We start from the raw sequence: 19,704 nt of genomic DNA, 5'->3' as shown, positions 1-19,704 counted from the left end.
CGTGTTCTCAGCCCGACATTTCTATGTTCGGCAGGTTCGCATAACTAAAAAGGCCCGCATCGCTGCGGGCCTCCTGTTGAGTCGCGGGGCCAATCAGCCTGCGACCAGCACTCGGATCGCTTCCAGGCGCAGCGCCGCCTTCTCGAGCATCGCCAGGCCTTGCTCGCGCTGTTGACGCAGGGCCACCAGCTCGCTGTCGCGCACGGTGGGGTTGACCGCTTGCAGCGCGGTCAGGCGGGCCAGTTCCTCGTCGGTATCGGCGGCCAGGCGGCGCTGGGCCTCGGCCACGCGTTCGGCGTGACGCGGGGCGACTTTCTCTTCGCCGGCATTGATGCGCGGTGTGAGTTGGTCACGCTGGGCCTGGATGAACTTGTTGGCGCTGGCGCGGGGCACGCTTTCGAGCTGGTCGTTCAGGGTCTCGAAAGAGACCCGGGCGGCCAGGTCGTTGCCATTGGCGTCCAGCAGGCAGCGCAAGGCGGCCGGCGGCAGGTAGCGGCCCAGTTGCAGCGAGCGCGGGGCGACCACCTCACTGACGTACAGCAGCTCCAGCAGCACGGTGCCCGGCTTGAGGGCCTTGTTCTTGATCAGCGCCACGGCGGTGTTGCCCATGGAGCCGGACAGCACCAGGTCCATGCCGCCTTGCACCATCGGGTGTTCCCAGGTGATGAACTGCATGTCTTCGCGAGACAGCGCCTGGTTGCGGTCGTAGGTGATGGTCACGCCTTCGTCGTCGCCCAGCGGGAAGCTGGCATCGAGCATCTTTTCGCTCGGCTTGAGAATCAGTGCGTTGTCCGAATGGTCCTCACTGTCGATGCCGAACGCGTCGAACAAGGTTTCCATGTAGATCGGCAGGGCGAACTGGTCATCCTGCTCGAGAATGGCCTCCACCAGTGCATCGCCTTCGCCAGCGCCGCCGGAGTTGAGCTCCAGCAGGCGGTCGCGACCGGTGTGCAGCTCGGCTTCCAGGCGTTCGCGCTCGGCGCGAGCCTCGTCGATCAGCGCTTGCCACTCGCCGTCGTCGGCTTCTTCCAGTAGTGGCAGCAGGCGCGGGCCGAACTGATGCTGCAGGGCGTTGCCGGTCGGGCAAGTGTTGAGGAACGCATTCAGGGCTTCGTGATACCACTGGAACAGGCGTGCCTGGGGGCTGGTTTCCAGGTACGGCGCATGCAACTCGATGGTGTGCTTCTGGCCGATCCGGTCCAGGCGTCCGATACGTTGTTCCAGCAGGTCCGGGTGCGCTGGCAGATCGAACAGCACCAAGTGGTGGGCAAACTGGAAGTTGCGGCCTTCGCTGCCGATTTCCGAGCAGATCAACACCTGGGCGCCAAACTCTTCGTCGGCGAAATAGGCGGCTGCGCGGTCACGCTCCAGGATGCTCATGCCCTCGTGGAACACCGTGGCCGGGATGCCGGAGCGTACGCGCAGGGCGTCTTCCAGATCCATGGCGGTTTCGGCGTGGGCGCAGATCACCAGCACTTTGGTGCGCTTGAGCATCTTCAGGGTGTCGATCAGCCACTCGACGCGCGGATCGAAGCGCCACCAGCGCTCTTCCTCGCCGGTGTCCGTCTGGGCCTGGAAGCTGACTTCCGGATACAGCTCGGCGTGATCGCCCAAAGGCAGTTCGAGGTACTGGTCAGGGCACGGCAGCGGATAGGCATGCAGCTTGCGCTCCGGGAAGCCCTGCACCGCGGCGCGGGTGTTGCGGAACAGGACCCGGCCGGTGCCGTGGCGGTCCAGCAGTTCGCGCACCAGGCGGGCACTGGCTTCGACATCGCCATCGTTGACGGCGGTCAGCAAGGCTTCGCCTTCGTTGCCCAGGAAGCCGTGGATGGTCTGGTGGGCTTCGGGCGAGAGGCGGCCCTTGTCCAGCAGCTCCTGCACGGCTTCGGCCACCGGGCGATAGTTCTCGCTTTCGGCGCGGAAGGCCTTGAGGTCGTGGAAACGGTTCGGGTCCAGCAGGCGCAGGCGGGCAAAGTGGCTGTCCTGTCCCAACTGTTCCGGGGTCGCCGTCAGCAGCAACACACCCGGGATCGTCTCGGCCAGTTGTTCGACCAGCGCGTATTGAGGGCTGACCCGGTCTTCGTGCCAGACCAGGTGATGGGCTTCATCGACCACCATCAGGTCCCAGCCGGCGGCAAACAGCGCGTCCTGGGCCTTTTCGTCGTCCACCAGCCACTCCAGTGCGACCAGGGCCAACTGGGTGTCTTCGAACGGGTTGCTGGCATCGCTTTCGATAAAGCGTTCTTCATCGAACAGGGCGACCTGCAGGTTGAAGCGCCGGCGCATTTCCACCAGCCATTGGTGCTGGAGGTTTTCCGGAACCAGGATCAGCACACGGCTGGCCCGTCCGGACAGCAACTGGCGGTGTATGACCAGGCCGGCCTCGATGGTCTTGCCCAGGCCCACTTCGTCCGCCAGCAATACCCGAGGGGCGATGCGGTCGGCCACTTCTCGGGCAATGTGCAGCTGGTGCGCGATGGGTTGGGCACGGACGCCGCCCAGGCCCCATAGCGGGGACTGCAGCTGCCGGCTGGTATGCTCGAGGGTGTAGTAGCGCAGGGAGAACCAGGCCAGCGGGTCGATCTGGCCGGCGAACAGGCGGTCGCTGGCCAGGCGGAACTGGATGAAGTTCGACAGTTGGGTCTCAGGCAGGGTCACGACTTCGTTCTGCCCGTTGAGGCCGTGGTAGACCAGCAGTCCGTCGACGTCATCGACTTCGCGCACGGTCATCTTCCAGCCTTCGAAATGAGTGATCACATCGCCCGGCGAAAACCGCACACGGGTGAGGGGCGCATTCCGTAGCGCGTACTGGCGAGTGTCGCCAGTGGCCGGGTAGAGCACGGTCAACAAGCGGCCGTCCTGTGCCAGAACGGTGCCTAAACCCAACTCCGCTTCGCTGTCACTGATCCAGCGTTGCCCCGGTTGATACTGCTGCGCCATGCTGCCTGACTCCCGCCTTGAAAAAGCCGGCTATCTTAACGGAATGATCCCTCAGACCAAAGGAAATACGCACGCACCAAGGGTAGTCATCGACAGGTATCGATCAACCGCTTCCATGGAACTTAAGCTGGCTGGGTGATCAAACAAGCTTGTGTGCGATCTGCATTAATGCCAACCGGGTCACAAGTTTCAGACCGGCGGTTCAAGCTGCCTGCCTCGCAGCCGACAACCTGAAGACAGGAGATTCTTATGTTGCCACCCACGCTCCCCTTGAGCGCCGTACCGATTACAGCTCAACAGGATCCGATCCGTCCGCGACCGGATATTCCGCCCGTGACCCCGGTGCAGCAAGGCTCCAACGAAACCACCATCGACCTCAAGCAGCAGGATCCGGAAGAGGCCGCGCTGTTGTTGCGCGAGGAACAGCGTCGCCAGCAGGAGCGGGACAGGCGCCGCCGTGAAGCGGATGAGGATCCCGAAGAACACCTGGCCGTACCGGGTACCGAGCTCAATGCCGATAACACCGTGCCCGTGGTACCGCTGGTGGAAGGCGAGTCGCGCCAGGGGCTGTGGGTCGACATCCAGATCTGAAATCCGCATGTTTGCGACGAAGGCAGGCTGGTCAACGCCGCCAACAGTCCGCATCATGGAGGCATTCGCAATCCACTGCATGATCCCGGACGCCATGAGCCAAGACGACAAGCTGATCGACCTCAGCGCCGAACGCGCCAAGCGCGTTCACGACCTCAACGAAAAACGCCTCAATGAAGTTCGCCAGGCTTTCGAGCAGGCCATGCCTCTGGGCAAGCCCGGAAAGAAAGCCAAGAACAAGAACAAGCCGAAAAAGCGCTGAACCCCCTCGTTCCATTGATACAGATCAGTTATTGCCCCGCCTTTTCCCTCAGTTGCGAGCGTTATTGACCCCGGTCAATTTTCATCCAGGCCTGATTGGTTAACTTGAACCCATCACAACGGGGCAAGACCAGGAGGCCAGTCATGTTTTTCGATAATGTGGTGTTTGCCGGGATACTGACGGTCGGCCTCATGTTCGTATTCTTCGCTGTATTTGGATTATTCATCTGGAAAGACGCACATAAGCGTAGAAAGCCATAAGTCTTTCCAGCTGCAACGAGCACGCAAGGCATTTTGGGCGACTTCGGTCGCCCTTTTTTTTTGCAAGTTTTCTGCTTCTACCCAAAACCGCTGTAGAAAGTCTTGAGTATAAAAAAGGTGCGATCCGCCAGGGTCGCACCTTTTTTTTGTAGCCGCTGGAATCAGCTGACGATGGCGGTGGAGGCGAGCCAGAACAGCGCGGCCGACAGGCCCACCGTGGCTGGCAGGGTCAGCACCCAGGCCAGCAGGATGTTGCGCACCGTGCCGCCTTGCAGGCCGCTCTTGTTGGCAACCATGGTGCCTGCCACGCCGGAGGACAGCACATGGGTGGTGGAAACCGGCAGGCTGAAGATGTTCGCCATGCCGATCATGCACGCGGTGGTGATCTGTGCGGACATACCCTGGGCATAGGTCATGCCCTGCTTGCCGATCTTCTCGCCGATGGTCAGCACCACGCGTTTCCAACCGACCATGGTCCCCAGGCCCAGGGCCAGGGCGACGGCCAGGATCACCCAGAACGGAGCGTACTCGGTGGTGGCGGTCAGGTCCTTGCGCAGCTTGTTCAGGTCATCCTTCTCGCGGGCGGCCAGGCCAGGCAGCTTGCCCACTTTCTTCGCCGTGTCGTCCAGGCAGAGCAGGTAGCGACGCACCTCGATGCGCTTTTCCGATGGCAGCGAGTGATAGTCGGCCACACCCTTGAGGGTGTCGAGCAAGGCATTGATGGTCGGTTCGGTCTGCTGCGGGTTGCAGCGGAATTTCTCGGGCAGGTCGCCGTTCACGCTCTTGCCCAGCGCCAGGTATTCGCCCAGGGATTCGTTGTTGCGCTGGTAGAACTGGCTCAGGTGCAGCGTGGCGTCGCGGGTGCGTTCGATCTGGTAGGTGGTGCTGTTCAGGTCGAGGACGAACTGCGCCGGCACGATACCGATCAGCACCAGCATGATCAGGCCGATACCTTTCTGGCCATCGTTGGAGCCGTGGACGAAGCTGACGGCCATGGCTGAAATCACCAGGACCAGGCGGTTCCAGAACGGCGGATGCTTCTTGTCGTCGATCTTGCGACGCTGCTCCGGCGTCTTGTGCATCTTCGACAGCGGACGCCACCATTTCAGGCCGATCAATACCAGGGCGGCAATCAGGAAGCCGGCCATGGGCGAGAACACCAGGGACGCGCCGATATCGATCGCTTTCTGCCAGTTCACGCCGTCGGCCAGGGGGATGTCGTTGATCAACGCGTTGGCCAGGCCCACGCCGAGGATCGAGCCGATCAGCGTGTGGGAGCTGGAAGCCGGGATACCGAAGTACCAGGTGCCCAGGTTCCAGGTGATGGCCGCTGCAAGCAGCGAGAACACCATGGCCAACCCGTGCCCGGTGTTCACATTGATCAGCAGTTCCACCGGCAACAGGTGCACGATGGCGTAGGCTACGCCCACGCCTCCGAGCAGCACGCCGAGGAAATTGAACACACCGGAGAAGAACACCGCCAGGTGAGGCGGCATGGCCTTGGTGTAGATAACAGTGGCAACCGCGTTAGCGGTGTCATGAAAGCCGTTGATGAACTCGAAGGCGAGGACAAAAGCCAGGGCGAGCAAGAGGCTCACAAGCACCCAAGCATCCAGTCCGCTGAATAAATCGATCATGAAGGTTTTCTGACCCGGTCGTAAGGGGGCGCGATTATGCCAGAAAACCGCGTCAATCGATGCCTTCCCTGCTCATCGGTAGCATTCTTCTACGAAATAATTTGTAGGAAACCTTTTCCGACAAGGTTTTCCCTGGGCTGCGCAACCCCTTGATTCAGGGGCGAAAAGCAAGGCGGGCTGGGCGTTTCCAGCTGCTCAGGGGGGCTTTCAAGAAGTGTATGAAATATCTGAAAGGTGAGAGCCGGCCAATGGTGGGCTTGCCAGAACCTGACAGGAGGCGGCCCGCTCATGACGGGCTTGCGTATCGGCATCCGACCCGGGTGTCGGCCGGATACCGTTGCACGGGAACATCAGGCCAGGCGTGTCATCGTTCTTCGGCCCGGAGTTCCTTTTCCATTTTCTGAAGTTCCTGGTTGAAAGCCTGGTCCTGAACAGTGGCACGTTTGCGCCAGGGTTTGCGTTCCGGTTCAGGTTGTGCGGCGTAGGTGGTGACTTCCCCGCCGTAAACTTCCTTGTAACGTTGTTCCTGGCGCTCAAGTTCCGCGCGCAGTTCGTCTTTCGTCACAGTATTACCTAATAAAGTGAAATGAATCTGGTGATACGCACTGCGTACGCAGACGCAGACGGCCACGGCACCAGAGCTGACAGCTGACGTAGCATCAGGGCTTCGTGTTGTTGCCAATACAGGGGGAAGCGGCCATGGAGGTGCTTCAGGTACCTGCTGTCGGTACCAGGATTTCCATGAGCCCTGGTACCTTCGGACAGTAGCGGTCGATTGTCCGTGCCGTCCTGAAGTGCATTATAGCGACCCGCTCGGATAACACTATCGGGAAAAAAATAAAGCGGCGGTTGTTGTGTGAATCAATATTTGTATGTGCAAGTTATGGCAATTAGATTTCAAACGATGGGACATTCCACGACAGTATCCTGACGCCATCCAGGACGACAAGTTCAATATCCACTGCCTGTTGTCCGAATCAAATCGTCGACACGTTGTTTTATGACCCTCGTCGGCATTTCGCCGACGAGGCAAGCGTCCATTTGCCAATTGCGATTATCGGTCGCCGGTTCGATAATCGAACGATGTTGCCCGGTCGGGCCTTGTCTGTCCGCCGCGTAGCCGTTTGTAATAGTCGCCATTCCCGGGGAAGCACCAGACATGAACGACCAATTGCGCAGCGCCTTCTCTTCTGTAGCGCCACCGATCGTCGCCTCGCCGGCCAAACGGATCCAGGCCCTGACCGGCGATCCGGACTTCATGACCTCCCTGGCCCGTGGCCTGGCCGTGGTCCAGGCGTTCCAGGAGCGCAAACGCCACCTGACCATCGCCCAGATCAGCCATCGCACGGAAATTCCCCGCGCGGCGGTCAGGCGTTGCCTGCACACCTTGATCAAGCTCGGCTACGCCACCACGGATGGGCGCACCTATTCGCTGCTGCCCAAAGTGCTGACCCTCGGCCATGCCTACCTGTCCTCGACGCCGCTGGCCGTTTCCGCCCAGCCGTACCTGGACCGCATGAGCGAACAGCTGCACGAGGCCTGCAACATGGCGACGCTTGAAGGGGACGATATTCTCTATATCGCCCGCTCGGCCACTACTCAGCGACTGATCTCCGTGGATTTGTCCGTCGGTGGCCGACTGCCAGCCTATTGCACCTCGATGGGCAGGATTCTGCTGGCCGCCCTGGATGACGCATCGCTGCGTGACTACCTCGACCATGCCGACCTGCAGGCCAAGACCAGCCGCACCCTGCACACACCCGAAGCATTGCTCGAATGCCTGCAACAGGTACGCCAGCAGGGCTGGTGCATCGTCGACCAGGAGCTGGAGCAAGGCCTGCGTTCCATTGCCGTGCCGGTATACGACGCGTCCGGCCAGGTGGTGGCGGCGCTGAATGTCAGTACCCATGCCGGGCGGGTCAGTCGTACGGAACTGGAACAACGTTTCCTGCCGGGGTTGCTGGGGGCCAGTCGCGACCTGAGTGCGCAGCTGTTCGCCTAGGCCGCGCAGGCGACGCCTGGGCGAAAAGCCTCGATGCTCGTTCATGCTGCGTTGAAAACCGCATTGCCTGACCTTCGTCTCAAGACGTTTCGTACAGAGCTTAAGCTGTTCGATAAACGCCCACAGTCGCCTCCAGCGAATTGACGGTATTTGGGTGGCCTCATTAATGTCGCGACAGCGTCATCCGGCGCCGTGATTCTCACGGCAGGAGCAGGGGTGACCCGACACAATAATAATGAGAGCCACCATGAACCAGCCTCAGATTCGCGTAGGCAATTGCCTCGACGTTCAGTCCTTCATCAATGCCCAGCCCATTTCTCGCTACCAGTGGCGGGTGGTGATCCTCTGCTTTCTGATTGTCTTCCTCGATGGCCTGGATACGGCGGCCATGGGCTTTATCGCTCCGGCGCTGTCCCAGGACTGGGGCATCGACCGCGCCAGCCTCGGACCGGTGATGAGTGCGGCCTTGATCGGCATGGTATTTGGCGCGTTGGGTTCCGGCCCCCTGGCCGACCGCTTCGGGCGAAAAGTGGTGTTGGTAGGCGCGGTCGTGCTGTTCGGCGCATTCAGCCTGGCGTCGGCCTATAGCACCAATGTGGATCAACTGCTGGTGCTGCGCTTCCTCACTGGCCTGGGGTTGGGGGCCGGGATGCCCAACGCGACCACCCTGCTGTCGGAGTACACCCCGGAACGCAAGAAATCCCTGCTGGTGACCAGCATGTTCTGCGGTTTCAACCTGGGCATGGCTGGCGGTGGGTTCATCTCGGCCAAGTTGATACCGGCGTTCGGCTGGCACAGCTTGCTGCTGATCGGCGGGATCCTGCCGCTGATTCTCGCGCTGGTGCTGGTGTTCTGGCTGCCGGAGTCGGCTCGCTACCTGTTGGTGCGCAACCGTGGCACCGAAAAGGTCCGCCAGGCGTTGGCGCCGATCGAGCCGGCCACGATTGCCCAGGCGGCCAGTTTCAGCGTGCCGGAGCAGAAAACCGTCAAGGCCCGCAACGTGCTGGCGGTGATTTTCTCCGGTATCTACAGCGCCGGGACGCTGCTGTTGTGGCTGACCTACTTCATGGGCCTGGTGATCGTCTACCTGTTGACCAGTTGGCTGCCGACCTTGATGCGCGACAGCGGCGCGAGCATGGAGCAGGCCGCGTTCATCGGGGCTCTGTTCCAGTTCGGTGGCGTACTGAGCGCGGTCGGCGTGGGCTGGGCCATGGACCGGTTCAATCCGCACAAGGTCATTGGCCTGTTCTACCTGTTGGCCGGGGTGTTTGCCTACGCGGTGGGGCAGAGCCTGGGACACATCACCTTGCTCGCCACCCTGGTGCTGGTGGCCGGTATGTGTGTCAACGGTGCGCAATCGGCCATGCCGTCCCTGGCGGCGCGCTTCTATCCGACCCAAGGCCGTGCCACCGGCGTGTCCTGGATGCTGGGCATCGGTCGTTTCGGCGCCATCCTCGGCGCCTGGATGGGGGCGACCCTGCTGGGCCTGGGCTGGAACTTCGAGCAGGTCCTGACCGCCCTGGTCATTCCGGCCGCCCTGGCGACCACGGCGGTGGTGATCAAAGGCCTCGTCAGCCATGCGGATGCAACCTGAGGCGCTGAGATGAACCCTGGGGAGCGAGCCGCCCCCACAGGTTTCTCTGTGTATCTGGATCAATCGATAGCCAAACAACAATCTGTTCGATAAACGAACACTCAGTCGATTATCGGATTGTTTGGCTTTTTTACGCAGCTTAATCTTCAGCCATTCCGGCGCTTGACCTCGCGCCTTTTTCTTCATGTCGGTCCACTGGAAAACGGAGCCTGCCCCATGGCTGAAATCCTTTCGCTGCACGACGCGGTGAAGCAATTCGTGAACGACGGCGATACCGTCGCACTGGAAGGCTTCACTCACCTGATTCCGACGGCGGCGGGTCATGAAATCATTCGCCAGGGCAAGAAAGACCTGACCCTGGTACGGATGACCCCCGACCTGATCTATGACCAGTTGATCGGCGCCGGCTGTGCCCGCAAGCTGATTTTCTCCTGGGGCGGTAACCCAGGCGTGGGCTCGCTGCACCGCCTGCGTGACGCGGTGGAGAAGCAGTGGCCGCACCCGATGGAAATCGAGGAACACAGCCACGCCGACCTGGCCAATGCCTACGTCGCCGGGGCCTCGGGCCTGCCGTTCGCCGTCTTGCGGGCCTACGCCGGCTCCGACTTGCCCAAGGTCAACCCGCTGATCAAAAGCGTGACCTGCCCCTTCACCGGGGAAGTCCTGGCCGCCGTGCCCTCCGTGCGTCCCGACGTCACGGTGATCCATGCCCAGAAAGCCGACCGCAAGGGTAACGTGCTGCTCTGGGGCATCCTGGGTGTGCAGAAGGAAGCTGCCCTGGCGGCCAAGCGTTGCATCGTCACGGTGGAAGAAATCGTCGACGACTTGAACGCGCCGATGAACGCCTGTGTGTTGCCGACGTGGGCGTTGAGTGCGGTGTGCCATGTGCCGGGTGGTGCCCATCCGTCCTATGCCCACGGCTACACCGAACGTGACAATCGTTTTTATCAGGCGTGGGATCCTATTGCTCGGGATCGTGGGACGTTTACCGCCTGGATCGACGAATACATCCACGGTACCCGTGATTTCAATGAATTCCAGGCCAGACTGGCAGCCGCTTCGCAGGTGAAACCATGACCTACTCCACCAACGAAATGATGACCGTCGCCGCGGCCCGCCGGTTGCAGAACAATGCCGTGTGCTTCGTTGGCATCGGCCTGCCGTCGAAAGCGGCCAACCTGGCGCGGTTGACCTCATCGCCGGATGTGGTGCTGATCTACGAGTCCGGTCCGATCGGGGCCAAGCCCAGCGTCCTGCCGCTGTCCATCGGCGACGGCGAGCTGGCGGAAACCGCTGACACCGTCGTACCGACCGGTGAGATTTTTCGCTATTGGCTGCAGGGCGGGCGTATCGACGTCGGCTTCCTGGGCGCGGCGCAGGTCGACCGCTTCGGTAACATCAACACCACGGTGGTGGGCGACTACCACCAACCGAAAGTCCGTCTGCCAGGGGCCGGGGGTGCGCCGGAAATCGCCGGTTCCGCCAAGAGCGTGCTGATCATCCTCAAGCAGTCGGCGCGGTCGTTTGTCGACAAGCTGGATTTCATCACTTCCGTGGGGCACGGCGAGGGGGGCGATTCCCGCCAGCGCCTGGGCCTGCCGGGGGCCGGCCCCGTGGGGATCATCACCGACCTGTGCATCATGGAGCCGGAAGCCGGCAGCCATGAGTTTGTGGTCACCTCATTGCACCCAGGCGTGACCCGCGAGCAGGTCATTGCCGCCACCGGGTGGGCGATCCGTTTCGCCGACCAGGTATACACCACCGCCGAGCCGACCGAGGCAGAGCTGCGCGCACTGCGCGACCTGGAAGCGCGTACCGCGGCGGCCCACGGCCAGGCACCGGGAGAAGCCTGATGCGCGACGTCTATATCTGTGATGCGATTCGAACCCCCATCGGCCGCTTTGGCGGCGCATTGTCCGCCGTGCGGGCCGATGACCTGGCAGCGGTGCCCCTCAGGGCATTGATGGAGCGAAATCCCTCGGTGGACTGGAACGCGGTGGACGAGGTGTTCCTTGGTTGTGCCAACCAGGCCGGCGAAGACAACCGCAACGTGGCGCGCATGGCGCTGTTGCTGGCGGGCCTGCCCCAGAGCATTCCCGGCGTGACTCTCAATCGCCTCTGTGCTTCAGGCATGGACGCTGTCGGTACGGCCTTCCGCGCCATCGCCAGCGGAGAAATGGAGCTGGCCATCGCTGGCGGCGTGGAATCGATGTCCCGGGCGCCTTTTGTGATGGGCAAGGCCGACGCGGCGTTTTCGCGCAACCTGAAACTGGAAGACACCACCATCGGCTGGCGCTTCATCAACCCGTTGATGAAAGCCCAGTACGGCGTGGACGCGATGCCGCAGACCGCGGACAACGTGGCAGACGATTACGCCGTGTCCCGGGCCGACCAGGACGCTTTCGCCCTGCGCAGCCAACAGCGCACGGCCGTGGCCCAGGCGGCGGGTTTTTTCGCGGAAGAAATCGTTCCGGTGCGCATCGCCCACAAGAAGGGCGAAACCGTGGTCGAGCAGGATGAGCATCCACGCGCCGACACCACGCTTGAGGCCTTGAGCAGACTCAAGCCGGTCAACGGCCCGGACAAGACCGTCACCGCCGGCAACGCGTCGGGGGTGAACGATGGCGCGGCGGCCATGATCCTGGCGTCGGCCGAGGCCGTGAAGAAACACGGCCTTACCCCGCGAGGCAAAGTGCTGGGCATGGCCAGTGCCGCAGTGGCCCCACGGGTAATGGGCATCGGCCCGGTCCCGGCGGTGCGCAAGCTCACCGAACGGCTGGGCCTGGCGGTGGCGGATTTCGATGTTATCGAGCTCAACGAAGCCTTTGCCAGCCAGGGCCTGGCGGTGCTGCGCGAATTGGGCCTGGCGGACGATGCGCCGCAGGTCAACCCGAACGGCGGCGCCATCGCCCTGGGTCATCCGCTGGGCATGAGCGGGGCGCGACTGGTATTGACCGCATTGCATCAGCTGGAAAAGACCGGCGGCAAGAAAGGACTGGCAACCATGTGCGTCGGTGTCGGCCAGGGGCTGGCGTTGGCCATCGAACGCGTCTGATACGTCGTCTACCAATAAGAAACCGAGGAATGCTTCATGACTGACAAGCCTGGTTACCGTCGCCCTCAAGCGGGCACCCAGCCGCAATACCTGCACCCGCCATACCAGTCCACCAACCTGCGCTCACCCTCCAAGCCGTTGGTGCACCTGCCTCATTCGCTGTCGGAAATCACCGGTCCGACCATCGGCGCCGAGCGCCTGAAAGAGAAGGACAACGACCTGACCGCCCAGCATGCCGGCGAGCCGTTGGGAGAGCGGATCATCATTCACGGGCGCGTGCTCGATGAACATGGCCAACCCGTGCCGGGCATCCTGGTGGAGATCTGGCAGGCCAACGCCGCCGGGCGCTATCACCATGACCGCGACAAGCACGACGCCCCCCTGGACCCCAACTTCACCGGCACCGGCCGTACCGTCACCGATGCCGATGGCTGGTACCAGTTCCAGACGATCAAGCCCGGTGCCTATCCCTGGGGCAACCACCACAACGCCTGGCGTCCGGCGCATATCCATTTCTCATTGTTCGGTCCGAGCATCCTGACGCGCCTGGTGACGCAGATGTATTTTCCCGGCGACCCGTTGCTGGCCTACGACCCGATCTACAACTGCGTGCCGGATACCAGCGCCAAGGAGCGCCTGATCGCCCGTTTCGACCTGGAAAAAACCGTTCCCCACTACGCCCTCGGTTATCGTTGGGACATCGTATTGCGCGGCCGCGATGCCACGCCGATGGAGAAATAAGATGACGCTCACCGCTACTACGTCCCATACCGTCGGACCTTACTATCACATCGGCCTGACCTGGTTGAATCGCGAAGACCTGACCGTCGCCGAAACCCTCGGCCAGCGCGTGGCGATCACTGGACAGGTCATCGACGGCAATGGCGAGTTCGTCAATGACGCCATGCTGGAGGTCTGGCAGGCCAACGCGGCGGGTAAATACGCCCATCCGGAAGACGACCAGGACAAACCCCTGGACCCGCACTTCGAAGGCTTCGGCCGGGTGCCGGTGGACGCCGAGGGGCGTTTTCGCTTCACCACCATCAAGCCCGGCACCGTACCGGGGCTGGGTGGCACGACCCAGGCGCCGCACCTGGTGGTGCTGGTGTTCGCCCGTGGCCTGGTCAAGCATCTGCTGACCCGCATCTACTTCGATGGCGAACAGGCCAACGAAACCGACCCGCTGCTGGCCAGCGTGCCCGCCGAGCGTCGCGCCACCCTCGTGACCAGGCCCGATGCGTCCGGTGTGTACCAGTGGAACGTGGTCCTGCAAGGAACGGATGCCGAGACGGTGTTCTTCGATTACTGAGTGTTGTCGGGCGAAGGGGCATTCCCGCGCTCTGCGTGGGAATGTTGCCGGTGACGCTTCGCGTCACATCCAGAGCCGAACGCAGAGCGTGCGTTGAGGCGTTCCCACGCGAGCCGCTATTGCTGCGGAAGTTGTTTGCGGAACGGGACTGTTACGAAGTGTGTCTACGATTTGTACGAAAAGTCCCCAGCGAGTGAATCAATCCATGACCATCCCAATCAGTCACTACACAGGCGAAGAGCGTAGCAAGCGGATTTTCGCCATCGTCGGTGCTTCGTCCGGCAACCTGGTCGAATGGTTCGACTTCTACGTGTATGCGTTCTGCGCGATCTATTTCGCGCCGGCATTCTTCCCCTCGGACAACCCTACGGTACAACTGGTCAACACGGCGGGGGTGTTCGCCGCCGGGTTCCTGATGCGACCCATTGGCGGCTGGATTTTCGGCCGGGTGGCCGATCGTCACGGGCGCAAGAATTCGATGATGATTTCGGTGCTGATGATGTGCTTCGGCTCGTTGCTCATCGCTTGCCTGCCCACCTACAAGGACATCGGCGTCTGGGCGCCGCTGCTGCTGTTGTTCGCGCGCCTGTTGCAAGGCCTGTCGGTAGGCGGCGAGTACGGCACCACCGCTACCTACATGAGCGAAGTCGCGCTCAAGGGCCAGCGTGGTTTCTTTGCCTCGTTCCAGTATGTGACGCTGATCGGCGGGCAACTGCTGGCGGTGTCGCTGGTGGTGATCCTGCAGCAGTTTCTCGATGAGGACCAACTGCGTGCCTACGGTTGGCGAATCCCGTTCGTGGTGGGGGCCCTGGCGGCGCTGATTTCCCTGTTCCTGCGCCGCTCCCTGAAGGAAACCAGCAGCAAGGAAATGCGGGAAAACAAGGATGCCGGCAGCATCGCCGCACTGTTTCGCGACCACAAGGCCGCCTTCATCACCGTGCTGGGCTACACCGCTGGTGGTTCGCTGATCTTCTACACGTTCACCACTTACATGCAGAAATACCTGGTGAACACCGCCGGCCTGCACGCCAAGACCGCCAGCTACATCATGACCGGCGCACTGTTCCTGTACATGTGCATGCAGCCGTTGTTCGGCATGTTGGCGGACAGGATTGGCCGGCGCAATTCCATGCTCTGGTTCGGTGGCCTGGGGGCGTTGTGCACGGTGCCGATCCTGTTGACCCTCAAAAGCGTCGGCAGCCCGTTGCTGGCGTTCGTCCTCATCACCTTGGCGCTGGCGATCGTCAGTTTCTACACCTCCATCAGCGGCCTGGTGAAGGCGGAAATGTTTCCGCCTGAAGTGCGCGCCCTGGGGGTAGGGTTGGCCTATGCAGTGGCCAACGCGGTGTTTGGCGGCTCGGCCGAGTATGTCGCCTTGAGCCTGAAAGCCCAGGGCATGGAAAACGTCTTTTACTGGTATGTCACCGTGATGATGGTGGTAGCGTTCCTGTTCAGCCTGCGCCTGCCCAGGCAACCGGCCTACTTGCATCACGACCTTTGACCCACCTGTTCACTCGAGGCTTGTTTGATTCATTGTGGCCACAGATGCCGTGGCGAGGGGACAAATACCCTCGCCACGGCAATTTCTCTGGCCACAAAGGCATTCACCTTCCGAAGGACTGTTTATGAACGAACGACCGGGCAATCAGCTGTTCGATGCCTACTTCACCACCCGCGACATGCGCGAAGTGTTCTGTGATGCGGGCCGAGTGCAGGCCATGCTCGATGTCGAGGCGGCTCTGGCCCGGGCCGAGGCACGGGTGGGGCTGATTCCGCAAGGCGCCGTCGCGCCGATCGAGAACGCCTGCCAGGCACGGTTGTACGATTTCGCGGCGCTGGGCGAGGCGATTGCCAGTGCCGGCAATTCGGCGATTCCGCTGGTCAAGGCACTGGGCAAGCGGGTTGCCGCCGCCGACCCCGAGGCTGAACGCTACGTGCATCTGGGCGCCACCAGCCAGGACGTGATGGACAGTGGGCTGGTGCTGCAACTGCGTCGCGCCCTCGAGCTGATCGAGGATGAGCTGGCGCAGCTGGGCGACACCCTGGCCCGGCAAGCCGAGCGCCATGCCGCCACGCCGCTGGCCGGGCGTACCTGGCTGCAGCATGCGACGCCGGTCACCCTGGGCATGAAAATCGCCGGTTGGCTGGGGGCGACCACCCGCAGTCGCCAGCGCTTGCAGGCCCTCAAGCCACGCTTGCTGGTGCTGCAGTTCGGCGGTGCCTCCGGAACACTGGCCGCGCTGGGCGAGCATGCGCTGTCCATTGCCGAAGCCCTGGCCGCCGAACTGCAACTGAACCTGCCGGAACAGCCGTGGCACACCCAGCGTGATCGTCTCGTGGAGTTCGGCTCGGTGCTGGGCCTGATCGCCGGCAGCCTGGGCAAGTTGGGTCGTGACGTCAGCCTCTTGATGCAGACCGAGGCCGCCGAGGTGTTCGAGCCTTCGGCGCCGGGCAAGGGCGGTTCGTCCACCATGCCTCACAAGCGCAATCCGGTGGGGGCGGCGGTGTTGATCGGCGCGGCGACGCGGGTGCCTGGTCTGGTGTCGACGCTGTTCAGCGCCATGCCCCAGGAGCACGAACGCAGCCTGGGCCTGTGGCACGCCGAGTGGGAGACCCTGCCGGAGATCTGCTGCCTGGTATCCGGCGCCTTGCAGCAGGCGCGGCTGCTGGCCGACGGGCTGGAAGTGGACGCGGCACGCATGGCCCGCAACCTCGAGCTGACCCAGGGGTTGGTGCTGGCCGAAGCCGTGAGCATCGTCCTGGCCCAGCGTGTCGGGCGCGACACTGCGCACCATCTGCTGGAGCAATGCTGCAAACGCGCGGTGAGCGAACAGCGCCACTTGCGCGACGTGCTGGGGGACGAGCCCAAGGTCACTGCGCAACTGTCCACCGCTGAACTCGATTATCTGCTCGACCCGGCCCATTACCTCGGCCAGGCTCGGACCTGGGTCACCCGGGCCGTGGCCGAACACCTTGCCTTGAATGCCTGAAAGGAGACTGTTGTGGGATTGGTCAAACTCGCCGACGGCGAACTGAATTATTGCTTCGACGGACCGCAGGATGCCCCGGTACTGGTGCTGTCCAACTCCCTGGGCACCCACCTGCATATGTGGGATGAACAGGTCCCGGCGTTCAGCCAGCACTTTCGCGTGTTGCGTTTCGATACGCGCGGCCACGGCCGGTCATTGGTCACCGAGGCCCCCTACAGCATCGAGCAACTGGGCCACGACGTGCTGGCGATGCTCGATCAGTTGAGCATCGATAAAGTGCATTTCTGTGGGTTGTCCATGGGCGGGTTGATCGGCCAGTGGCTGGGGATCAACGCCGGCGAGCGCCTGCACAGGCTGGTGGTCTGCAACACCGCCGCCAAGATCGCTGACGAGACGGTATGGAACCCGCGCATCGAAACCGTGTTGCGTGACGGCCAGGCAGCGATGGTGGCGTTGCGCGATGCTTCCGTTGCCCGCTGGTTCACCCCGGATTTCGCCGAAGCTCATCCTGCGCAGGTAAAGAAAATCACCGACATGCTCGCTGCCACTTCGCCCCAGGGCTACGCAGCCAACTGTGCGGCCGTGCGCGATGCCGATTTTCGTGAGCAACTGTCGTTGATTCGGGTGCCGCTGCTGGTGGTTGCCGGTACCGAAGACGCAGTGACACCGCCGTCGGGTGGGCATTTCATCCAGGAGCGGGTCAGCGGGGCCGAGTATGCCGAGTTCTACGCCGCGCATCTGTCCAACGTCCAGGCCGGCGCTGCATTCAGCGAGCGGGTGCTGGATTTCCTGCTTGATTCCAGCCGTGGCTGAGGAGTATCCCGTGGACGAAAAACAACGTTACGACGAAGGCATGCAAGTGCGCCGCGCGGTATTGGGCGACGCCCATGTGGACCGCAGCCTCAATGCCTTGAACGAGTTCAACAGCGAATTCCAGGAAATGATCACTCGCCATGCCTGGGGTGACATCTGGACCCGTCCGGGCCTGCCGCGCCACACCCGCAGCCTGATCACCATCGCCATGCTGATCGGCATGAACCGCAACGAAGAACTCAAGTTGCACCTGCGCGCTGCCGCCAACAACGGCGTGAGCCGTGGCGAGATCAAGGAAGTGATCATGCAGAGCGCCATCTACTGCGGCATCCCGGCGGCCAATGCCACCTTCCACCTGGCCGAGTCGGTGTGGGATGAGTTGGGCGTCGAGTCGCGGGCTTAAGTGGGCTTCATCCCCTGTAGGAGCCAGCTTGCTCGCGATAGCGGTGGTTCAATTGATGGAGGATGTCGAATGTGATGACGCCCTCGCGAGCAAGCTCGCTCCCACATTGGATCTTCAGTGAGCACAAATTTTGTGCGCGGCACTGATTCCCTGTGGGAGCGAGCCTGCTCGCGAGGGCGGTGGCACCGTATCGAGCATCTCGGCAGGCTCACCGCATCCAGGTTTTACAACAAACTGATCGGGTAGCTGATGAAAATGCGGTTCTCATCGAACTCGTTGGTGCTGAAGTCCCGACGCAGCGACGAGTTGCGCCATTTCACGTTGAGGTTCTTCAGCGCGCCGCTCTGTACGGTATAGGCCAGCTCGCTTTCGCGACCCCATTCCTTGCCATCGTCCACCGTGGCGGTGTGCACGTTGTCGCCGCTGATGTAGCGGTTCATCAGGGTCAGGCCCGGCACGCCGACGGCGGCGAAATTGAAGTCGTGGCGTACTTGCCAGGACTTTTCCTTGGCGTTGTCGTAGCTGGAGTTGTAGCTGTCGTTGGCCAGGGTGCCGCCGCTGGTGCCGTTGACCCGCATCCAGGCATCGTCGCCGCCGACTTTCTGCAGGCCGACATAGAAGGTGTTGCCGCCATATTTGGCCGAGAGCATGGCGAAGGCGGTCTTGTTGTCCAGGTCACCGGCCAGGGCGCTGCCGTTTTCCTTGCCGATGAAATAGCCGAGGTTGGCGCCCAGGGTCCAGTCGCCCATGGGCTGGCTGTGGGTCAGGTTGAAATATTGCTGCTGGTAGATGTCGGACAGTTCCGCGTACCACACGCCCACCTGGGTGCGTTTTTCGTTGAAGGCGTATTCGCCGCCGCCGAAGTTGAAGCGGTCGGAAGTGGCGGCGGGGCGGCCGTTCATGAACATGTCTTCCATGCTCGCATCGTTGCGCGGGCTGTTGCCGCGGAACTGGCCGCCATAGAGGCTCAGGCCGGCGATCTCGGTGGAAGTGACCTGGCCGCCGCGGAAGGTCTGCGGCAGGGAGCGACCGTCGTCGGAACGCAGGATCGGCAGCACCGGCATCCATTCGCCGACCTTCAGCTCGGTCTTGGAGACCTTGGCCTTGAGCGCGACGCCCAGGCGGCCGAAGTCATCGGCGGGGCGACCGTCGTCGTGCACCGGCAGCAACTGCGTTCCTGCCGTGCCACGGCCACCATCGAGCTTGACCGAGTACAGGCCCAGCACGTCCACGCCGAACCCCACCGTGCCCTGGGTGAAACCGGACTTGGCGTCGAGGATGAAACTCTGGGTCCATTCCTCGGCCTTGCCCTGGGCATTGTTCGGGTTGGTGAAGTTGCGGTTGAAGTAAGCGTTGCGCAGGTTCAGCGTGGCCTTGGCATCCTCGACGAACCCCGACTCTGCGGCCAGGGCGGGCAGGGCGGCACCCGCGAGTGCGACGGCGATGGGAAACAGATGCTGTGTGGGCTTCATGGGCTTATCTCTGGTTTTTATGGACGAAGCGAGTCGATGCCGCAATCGTGCGATTGCAGACGGTACGGTGGAGCGGGTCGGTTGAACGGCTGAGGATCAGCCAGGAGAAGCAGGGCGTGTGGACATGGCGTCGAACCTGTTGTTATTGGTTTTGTGCGAGCGATGGTGAAGCGCGCGCCGGGATCGGTTCAATCGCCGATGACGGGTTTTGGGCGATTATCGAACAGCAAAAAATGCTTTGGCGGATGGGAGTCCTGTGGGTGGTGGCTCACAAAGGCTGCACATCCAGCACTGATGCAGGCTGATCCACCGCCATCGCGAGCAAGCTCGCTCCCACAGGTTGATGTGTTGAGTTCGGAATCGATGAACAAAAAAG

The 19,704-nt window shown here is 62.3% G+C and carries 18 protein-coding genes; 14 read left to right on the top strand and 4 right to left on the bottom strand.

Features of this window, described 5'->3' with window-relative positions; genetic code table 11:
- Positions 1–93 precede the first annotated feature (93 nt).
- Positions 94–2,940: an RNA polymerase-associated protein RapA gene (gene rapA, locus BW992_RS00285; RefSeq protein ID WP_072398841.1), complete on the bottom strand. Its 2,847-nt coding sequence runs from the start codon at positions 2,938–2,940 to the stop codon at positions 94–96.
- 249 nt (positions 2,941–3,189) lie between these two features.
- Here rapA and BW992_RS00280 point away from each other — a divergent pair, with 249 nt between their 5' ends.
- The 3 genes from BW992_RS00280 to ccoM all read left to right on the top strand — a co-directional run bounded on the left by BW992_RS00280 (position 3,190) and on the right by ccoM (position 4,053).
- A complete protein-coding gene (locus BW992_RS00280; RefSeq protein WP_072398840.1) occupies positions 3,190–3,531 on the top strand; it encodes an aspartate-semialdehyde dehydrogenase in 342 nt (113 codons plus the stop codon).
- A gap of 94 nt (positions 3,532–3,625) precedes the next feature.
- Positions 3,626–3,793 carry a hypothetical protein gene (locus BW992_RS27035; protein WP_092182018.1) on the top strand — a complete coding sequence of 56 codons (168 nt, stop codon included), beginning with the start codon at positions 3,626–3,628 and terminating at the stop codon, positions 3,791–3,793.
- Between the two features lie 143 nt (positions 3,794–3,936).
- Positions 3,937–4,053: a cytochrome c oxidase subunit CcoM gene (gene ccoM, locus BW992_RS27380; RefSeq protein ID WP_279567505.1), complete on the top strand. Its 117-nt coding sequence runs from the start codon at positions 3,937–3,939 to the stop codon at positions 4,051–4,053.
- 161 nt (positions 4,054–4,214) lie between these two features.
- Here ccoM and BW992_RS00270 read toward each other — a convergent pair whose 3' ends face one another.
- Both BW992_RS00270 and BW992_RS00265 read right to left on the bottom strand, forming a co-directional pair.
- The gene (locus tag BW992_RS00270; protein ID WP_072398838.1) at positions 4,215–5,690 is read right to left on the bottom strand and encodes an inorganic phosphate transporter; all 1,476 of its coding nucleotides are present in this window, start codon (positions 5,688–5,690) and stop codon (positions 4,215–4,217) included.
- A gap of 364 nt (positions 5,691–6,054) precedes the next feature.
- Positions 6,055–6,255: a hypothetical protein gene (locus tag BW992_RS00265; RefSeq protein WP_072432151.1), complete on the bottom strand. Its 201-nt coding sequence runs from the start codon at positions 6,253–6,255 to the stop codon at positions 6,055–6,057.
- Positions 6,256–6,849: 594 nt separating this feature from the next.
- Here BW992_RS00265 and pcaR point away from each other — a divergent pair.
- From pcaR to pcaC, 11 genes are all read left to right on the top strand, one after another.
- The gene (gene pcaR, locus BW992_RS00260; protein ID WP_072398836.1) at positions 6,850–7,692 is read left to right on the top strand and encodes a pca regulon transcriptional regulator PcaR; all 843 of its coding nucleotides are present in this window, start codon (positions 6,850–6,852) and stop codon (positions 7,690–7,692) included.
- Positions 7,693–7,939: 247 nt separating this feature from the next.
- A complete protein-coding gene (locus BW992_RS00255; RefSeq protein ID WP_076405253.1) occupies positions 7,940–9,286 on the top strand; it encodes an MFS transporter in 1,347 nt (448 codons plus the stop codon).
- Positions 9,287–9,502: 216 nt separating this feature from the next.
- Entirely contained in the window at positions 9,503–10,363 is an 861-nt protein-coding gene (locus BW992_RS00250) for a CoA transferase subunit A (RefSeq protein WP_072398834.1), read from the top strand.
- On the top strand, positions 10,360–11,139 hold the full coding sequence (locus BW992_RS00245; protein ID WP_072459482.1) for a CoA-transferase subunit beta: 780 nt from the start codon (positions 10,360–10,362) through the stop codon (positions 11,137–11,139). Before BW992_RS00250 ends, BW992_RS00245 begins: the two co-directional genes overlap by 4 nt.
- Positions 11,136–12,341: a 3-oxoadipyl-CoA thiolase gene (gene pcaF, locus BW992_RS00240; protein ID WP_172834646.1), complete on the top strand. Its 1,206-nt coding sequence runs from the start codon at positions 11,136–11,138 to the stop codon at positions 12,339–12,341. The genes BW992_RS00245 and pcaF overlap by 4 nt, the downstream gene beginning before the upstream one ends.
- 36 nt (positions 12,342–12,377) lie before the next feature.
- On the top strand, positions 12,378–13,082 hold the full coding sequence (gene pcaH, locus BW992_RS00235; RefSeq protein ID WP_072432154.1) for a protocatechuate 3,4-dioxygenase subunit beta: 705 nt from the start codon (positions 12,378–12,380) through the stop codon (positions 13,080–13,082).
- A gap of 1 nt (position 13,083) precedes the next feature.
- Positions 13,084–13,650, top strand: a complete 567-nt coding sequence (pcaG, locus tag BW992_RS00230; RefSeq protein WP_072398830.1) for a protocatechuate 3,4-dioxygenase subunit alpha — start codon at positions 13,084–13,086, stop codon at positions 13,648–13,650.
- A gap of 205 nt (positions 13,651–13,855) precedes the next feature.
- On the top strand, positions 13,856–15,151 hold the full coding sequence (locus tag BW992_RS00225) for an MFS family transporter (protein WP_076405251.1): 1,296 nt from the start codon (positions 13,856–13,858) through the stop codon (positions 15,149–15,151).
- Positions 15,152–15,275: 124 nt separating this feature from the next.
- Positions 15,276–16,640 carry a 3-carboxy-cis,cis-muconate cycloisomerase gene (locus tag BW992_RS00220; protein ID WP_072459480.1) on the top strand — a complete coding sequence of 455 codons (1,365 nt, stop codon included), beginning with the start codon at positions 15,276–15,278 and terminating at the stop codon, positions 16,638–16,640.
- 12 nt (positions 16,641–16,652) lie between these two features.
- Positions 16,653–17,453 carry a 3-oxoadipate enol-lactonase gene (gene pcaD, locus BW992_RS00215; protein WP_072432157.1) on the top strand — a complete coding sequence of 267 codons (801 nt, stop codon included), beginning with the start codon at positions 16,653–16,655 and terminating at the stop codon, positions 17,451–17,453.
- Positions 17,454–17,463: 10 nt separating this feature from the next.
- A complete protein-coding gene (gene pcaC / locus BW992_RS00210) occupies positions 17,464–17,856 on the top strand; it encodes a 4-carboxymuconolactone decarboxylase (RefSeq protein WP_072398826.1) in 393 nt (130 codons plus the stop codon).
- Positions 17,857–18,080: 224 nt separating this feature from the next.
- Here the strand turns inward: pcaC and BW992_RS00205 are convergent, their stop codons facing one another.
- Entirely contained in the window at positions 18,081–19,328 is a 1,248-nt protein-coding gene (locus BW992_RS00205) for an OprD family porin (protein ID WP_076405249.1), read from the bottom strand.
- Between the last annotated feature and the right edge of the window lie 376 nt (positions 19,329–19,704).

Source organism: Pseudomonas sp. 7SR1 (assembly GCF_900156465.1).
GTDB lineage: Bacteria > Pseudomonadota > Gammaproteobacteria > Pseudomonadales > Pseudomonadaceae > Aquipseudomonas.
Note: the sequence above shows the minus strand (reverse complement) of the source record. Positions and strands in the feature narration are given on the sequence as shown.

Excerpts from the sequence above, each read along its gene's own strand:
- pcaG (WP_072398830.1), top strand. The coding sequence starts at position 13,084 with ATGACGCTCACCGCTACTACGTCCCATACCGTCGGACCTTACTATCAC.
- BW992_RS00255 (WP_076405253.1), top strand. The coding sequence starts at position 7,940 with ATGAACCAGCCTCAGATTCGCGTAGGCAATTGCCTCGACGTTCAGTCC.
- pcaH (WP_072432154.1), top strand. The coding sequence starts at position 12,378 with ATGACTGACAAGCCTGGTTACCGTCGCCCTCAAGCGGGCACCCAGCCG.
- rapA (WP_072398841.1), bottom strand. The coding sequence starts at position 2,940 with ATGGCGCAGCAGTATCAACCGGGGCAACGCTGGATCAGTGACAGCGAA.
- BW992_RS00245 (WP_072459482.1), top strand. The coding sequence starts at position 10,360 with ATGACCTACTCCACCAACGAAATGATGACCGTCGCCGCGGCCCGCCGG.
- BW992_RS00270 (WP_072398838.1), bottom strand. The coding sequence starts at position 5,690 with ATGATCGATTTATTCAGCGGACTGGATGCTTGGGTGCTTGTGAGCCTC.
- BW992_RS00220 (WP_072459480.1), top strand. The coding sequence starts at position 15,276 with ATGAACGAACGACCGGGCAATCAGCTGTTCGATGCCTACTTCACCACC.
- BW992_RS00205 (WP_076405249.1), bottom strand. The coding sequence starts at position 19,328 with ATGAAGCCCACACAGCATCTGTTTCCCATCGCCGTCGCACTCGCGGGT.
- ccoM (WP_279567505.1), top strand. The coding sequence starts at position 3,937 with ATGTTTTTCGATAATGTGGTGTTTGCCGGGATACTGACGGTCGGCCTC.
- pcaR (WP_072398836.1), top strand. The coding sequence starts at position 6,850 with ATGAACGACCAATTGCGCAGCGCCTTCTCTTCTGTAGCGCCACCGATC.
- BW992_RS00280 (WP_072398840.1), top strand. The coding sequence starts at position 3,190 with ATGTTGCCACCCACGCTCCCCTTGAGCGCCGTACCGATTACAGCTCAA.
- BW992_RS00225 (WP_076405251.1), top strand. The coding sequence starts at position 13,856 with ATGACCATCCCAATCAGTCACTACACAGGCGAAGAGCGTAGCAAGCGG.
- BW992_RS00250 (WP_072398834.1), top strand. The coding sequence starts at position 9,503 with ATGGCTGAAATCCTTTCGCTGCACGACGCGGTGAAGCAATTCGTGAAC.
- BW992_RS27035 (WP_092182018.1), top strand. The coding sequence starts at position 3,626 with ATGAGCCAAGACGACAAGCTGATCGACCTCAGCGCCGAACGCGCCAAG.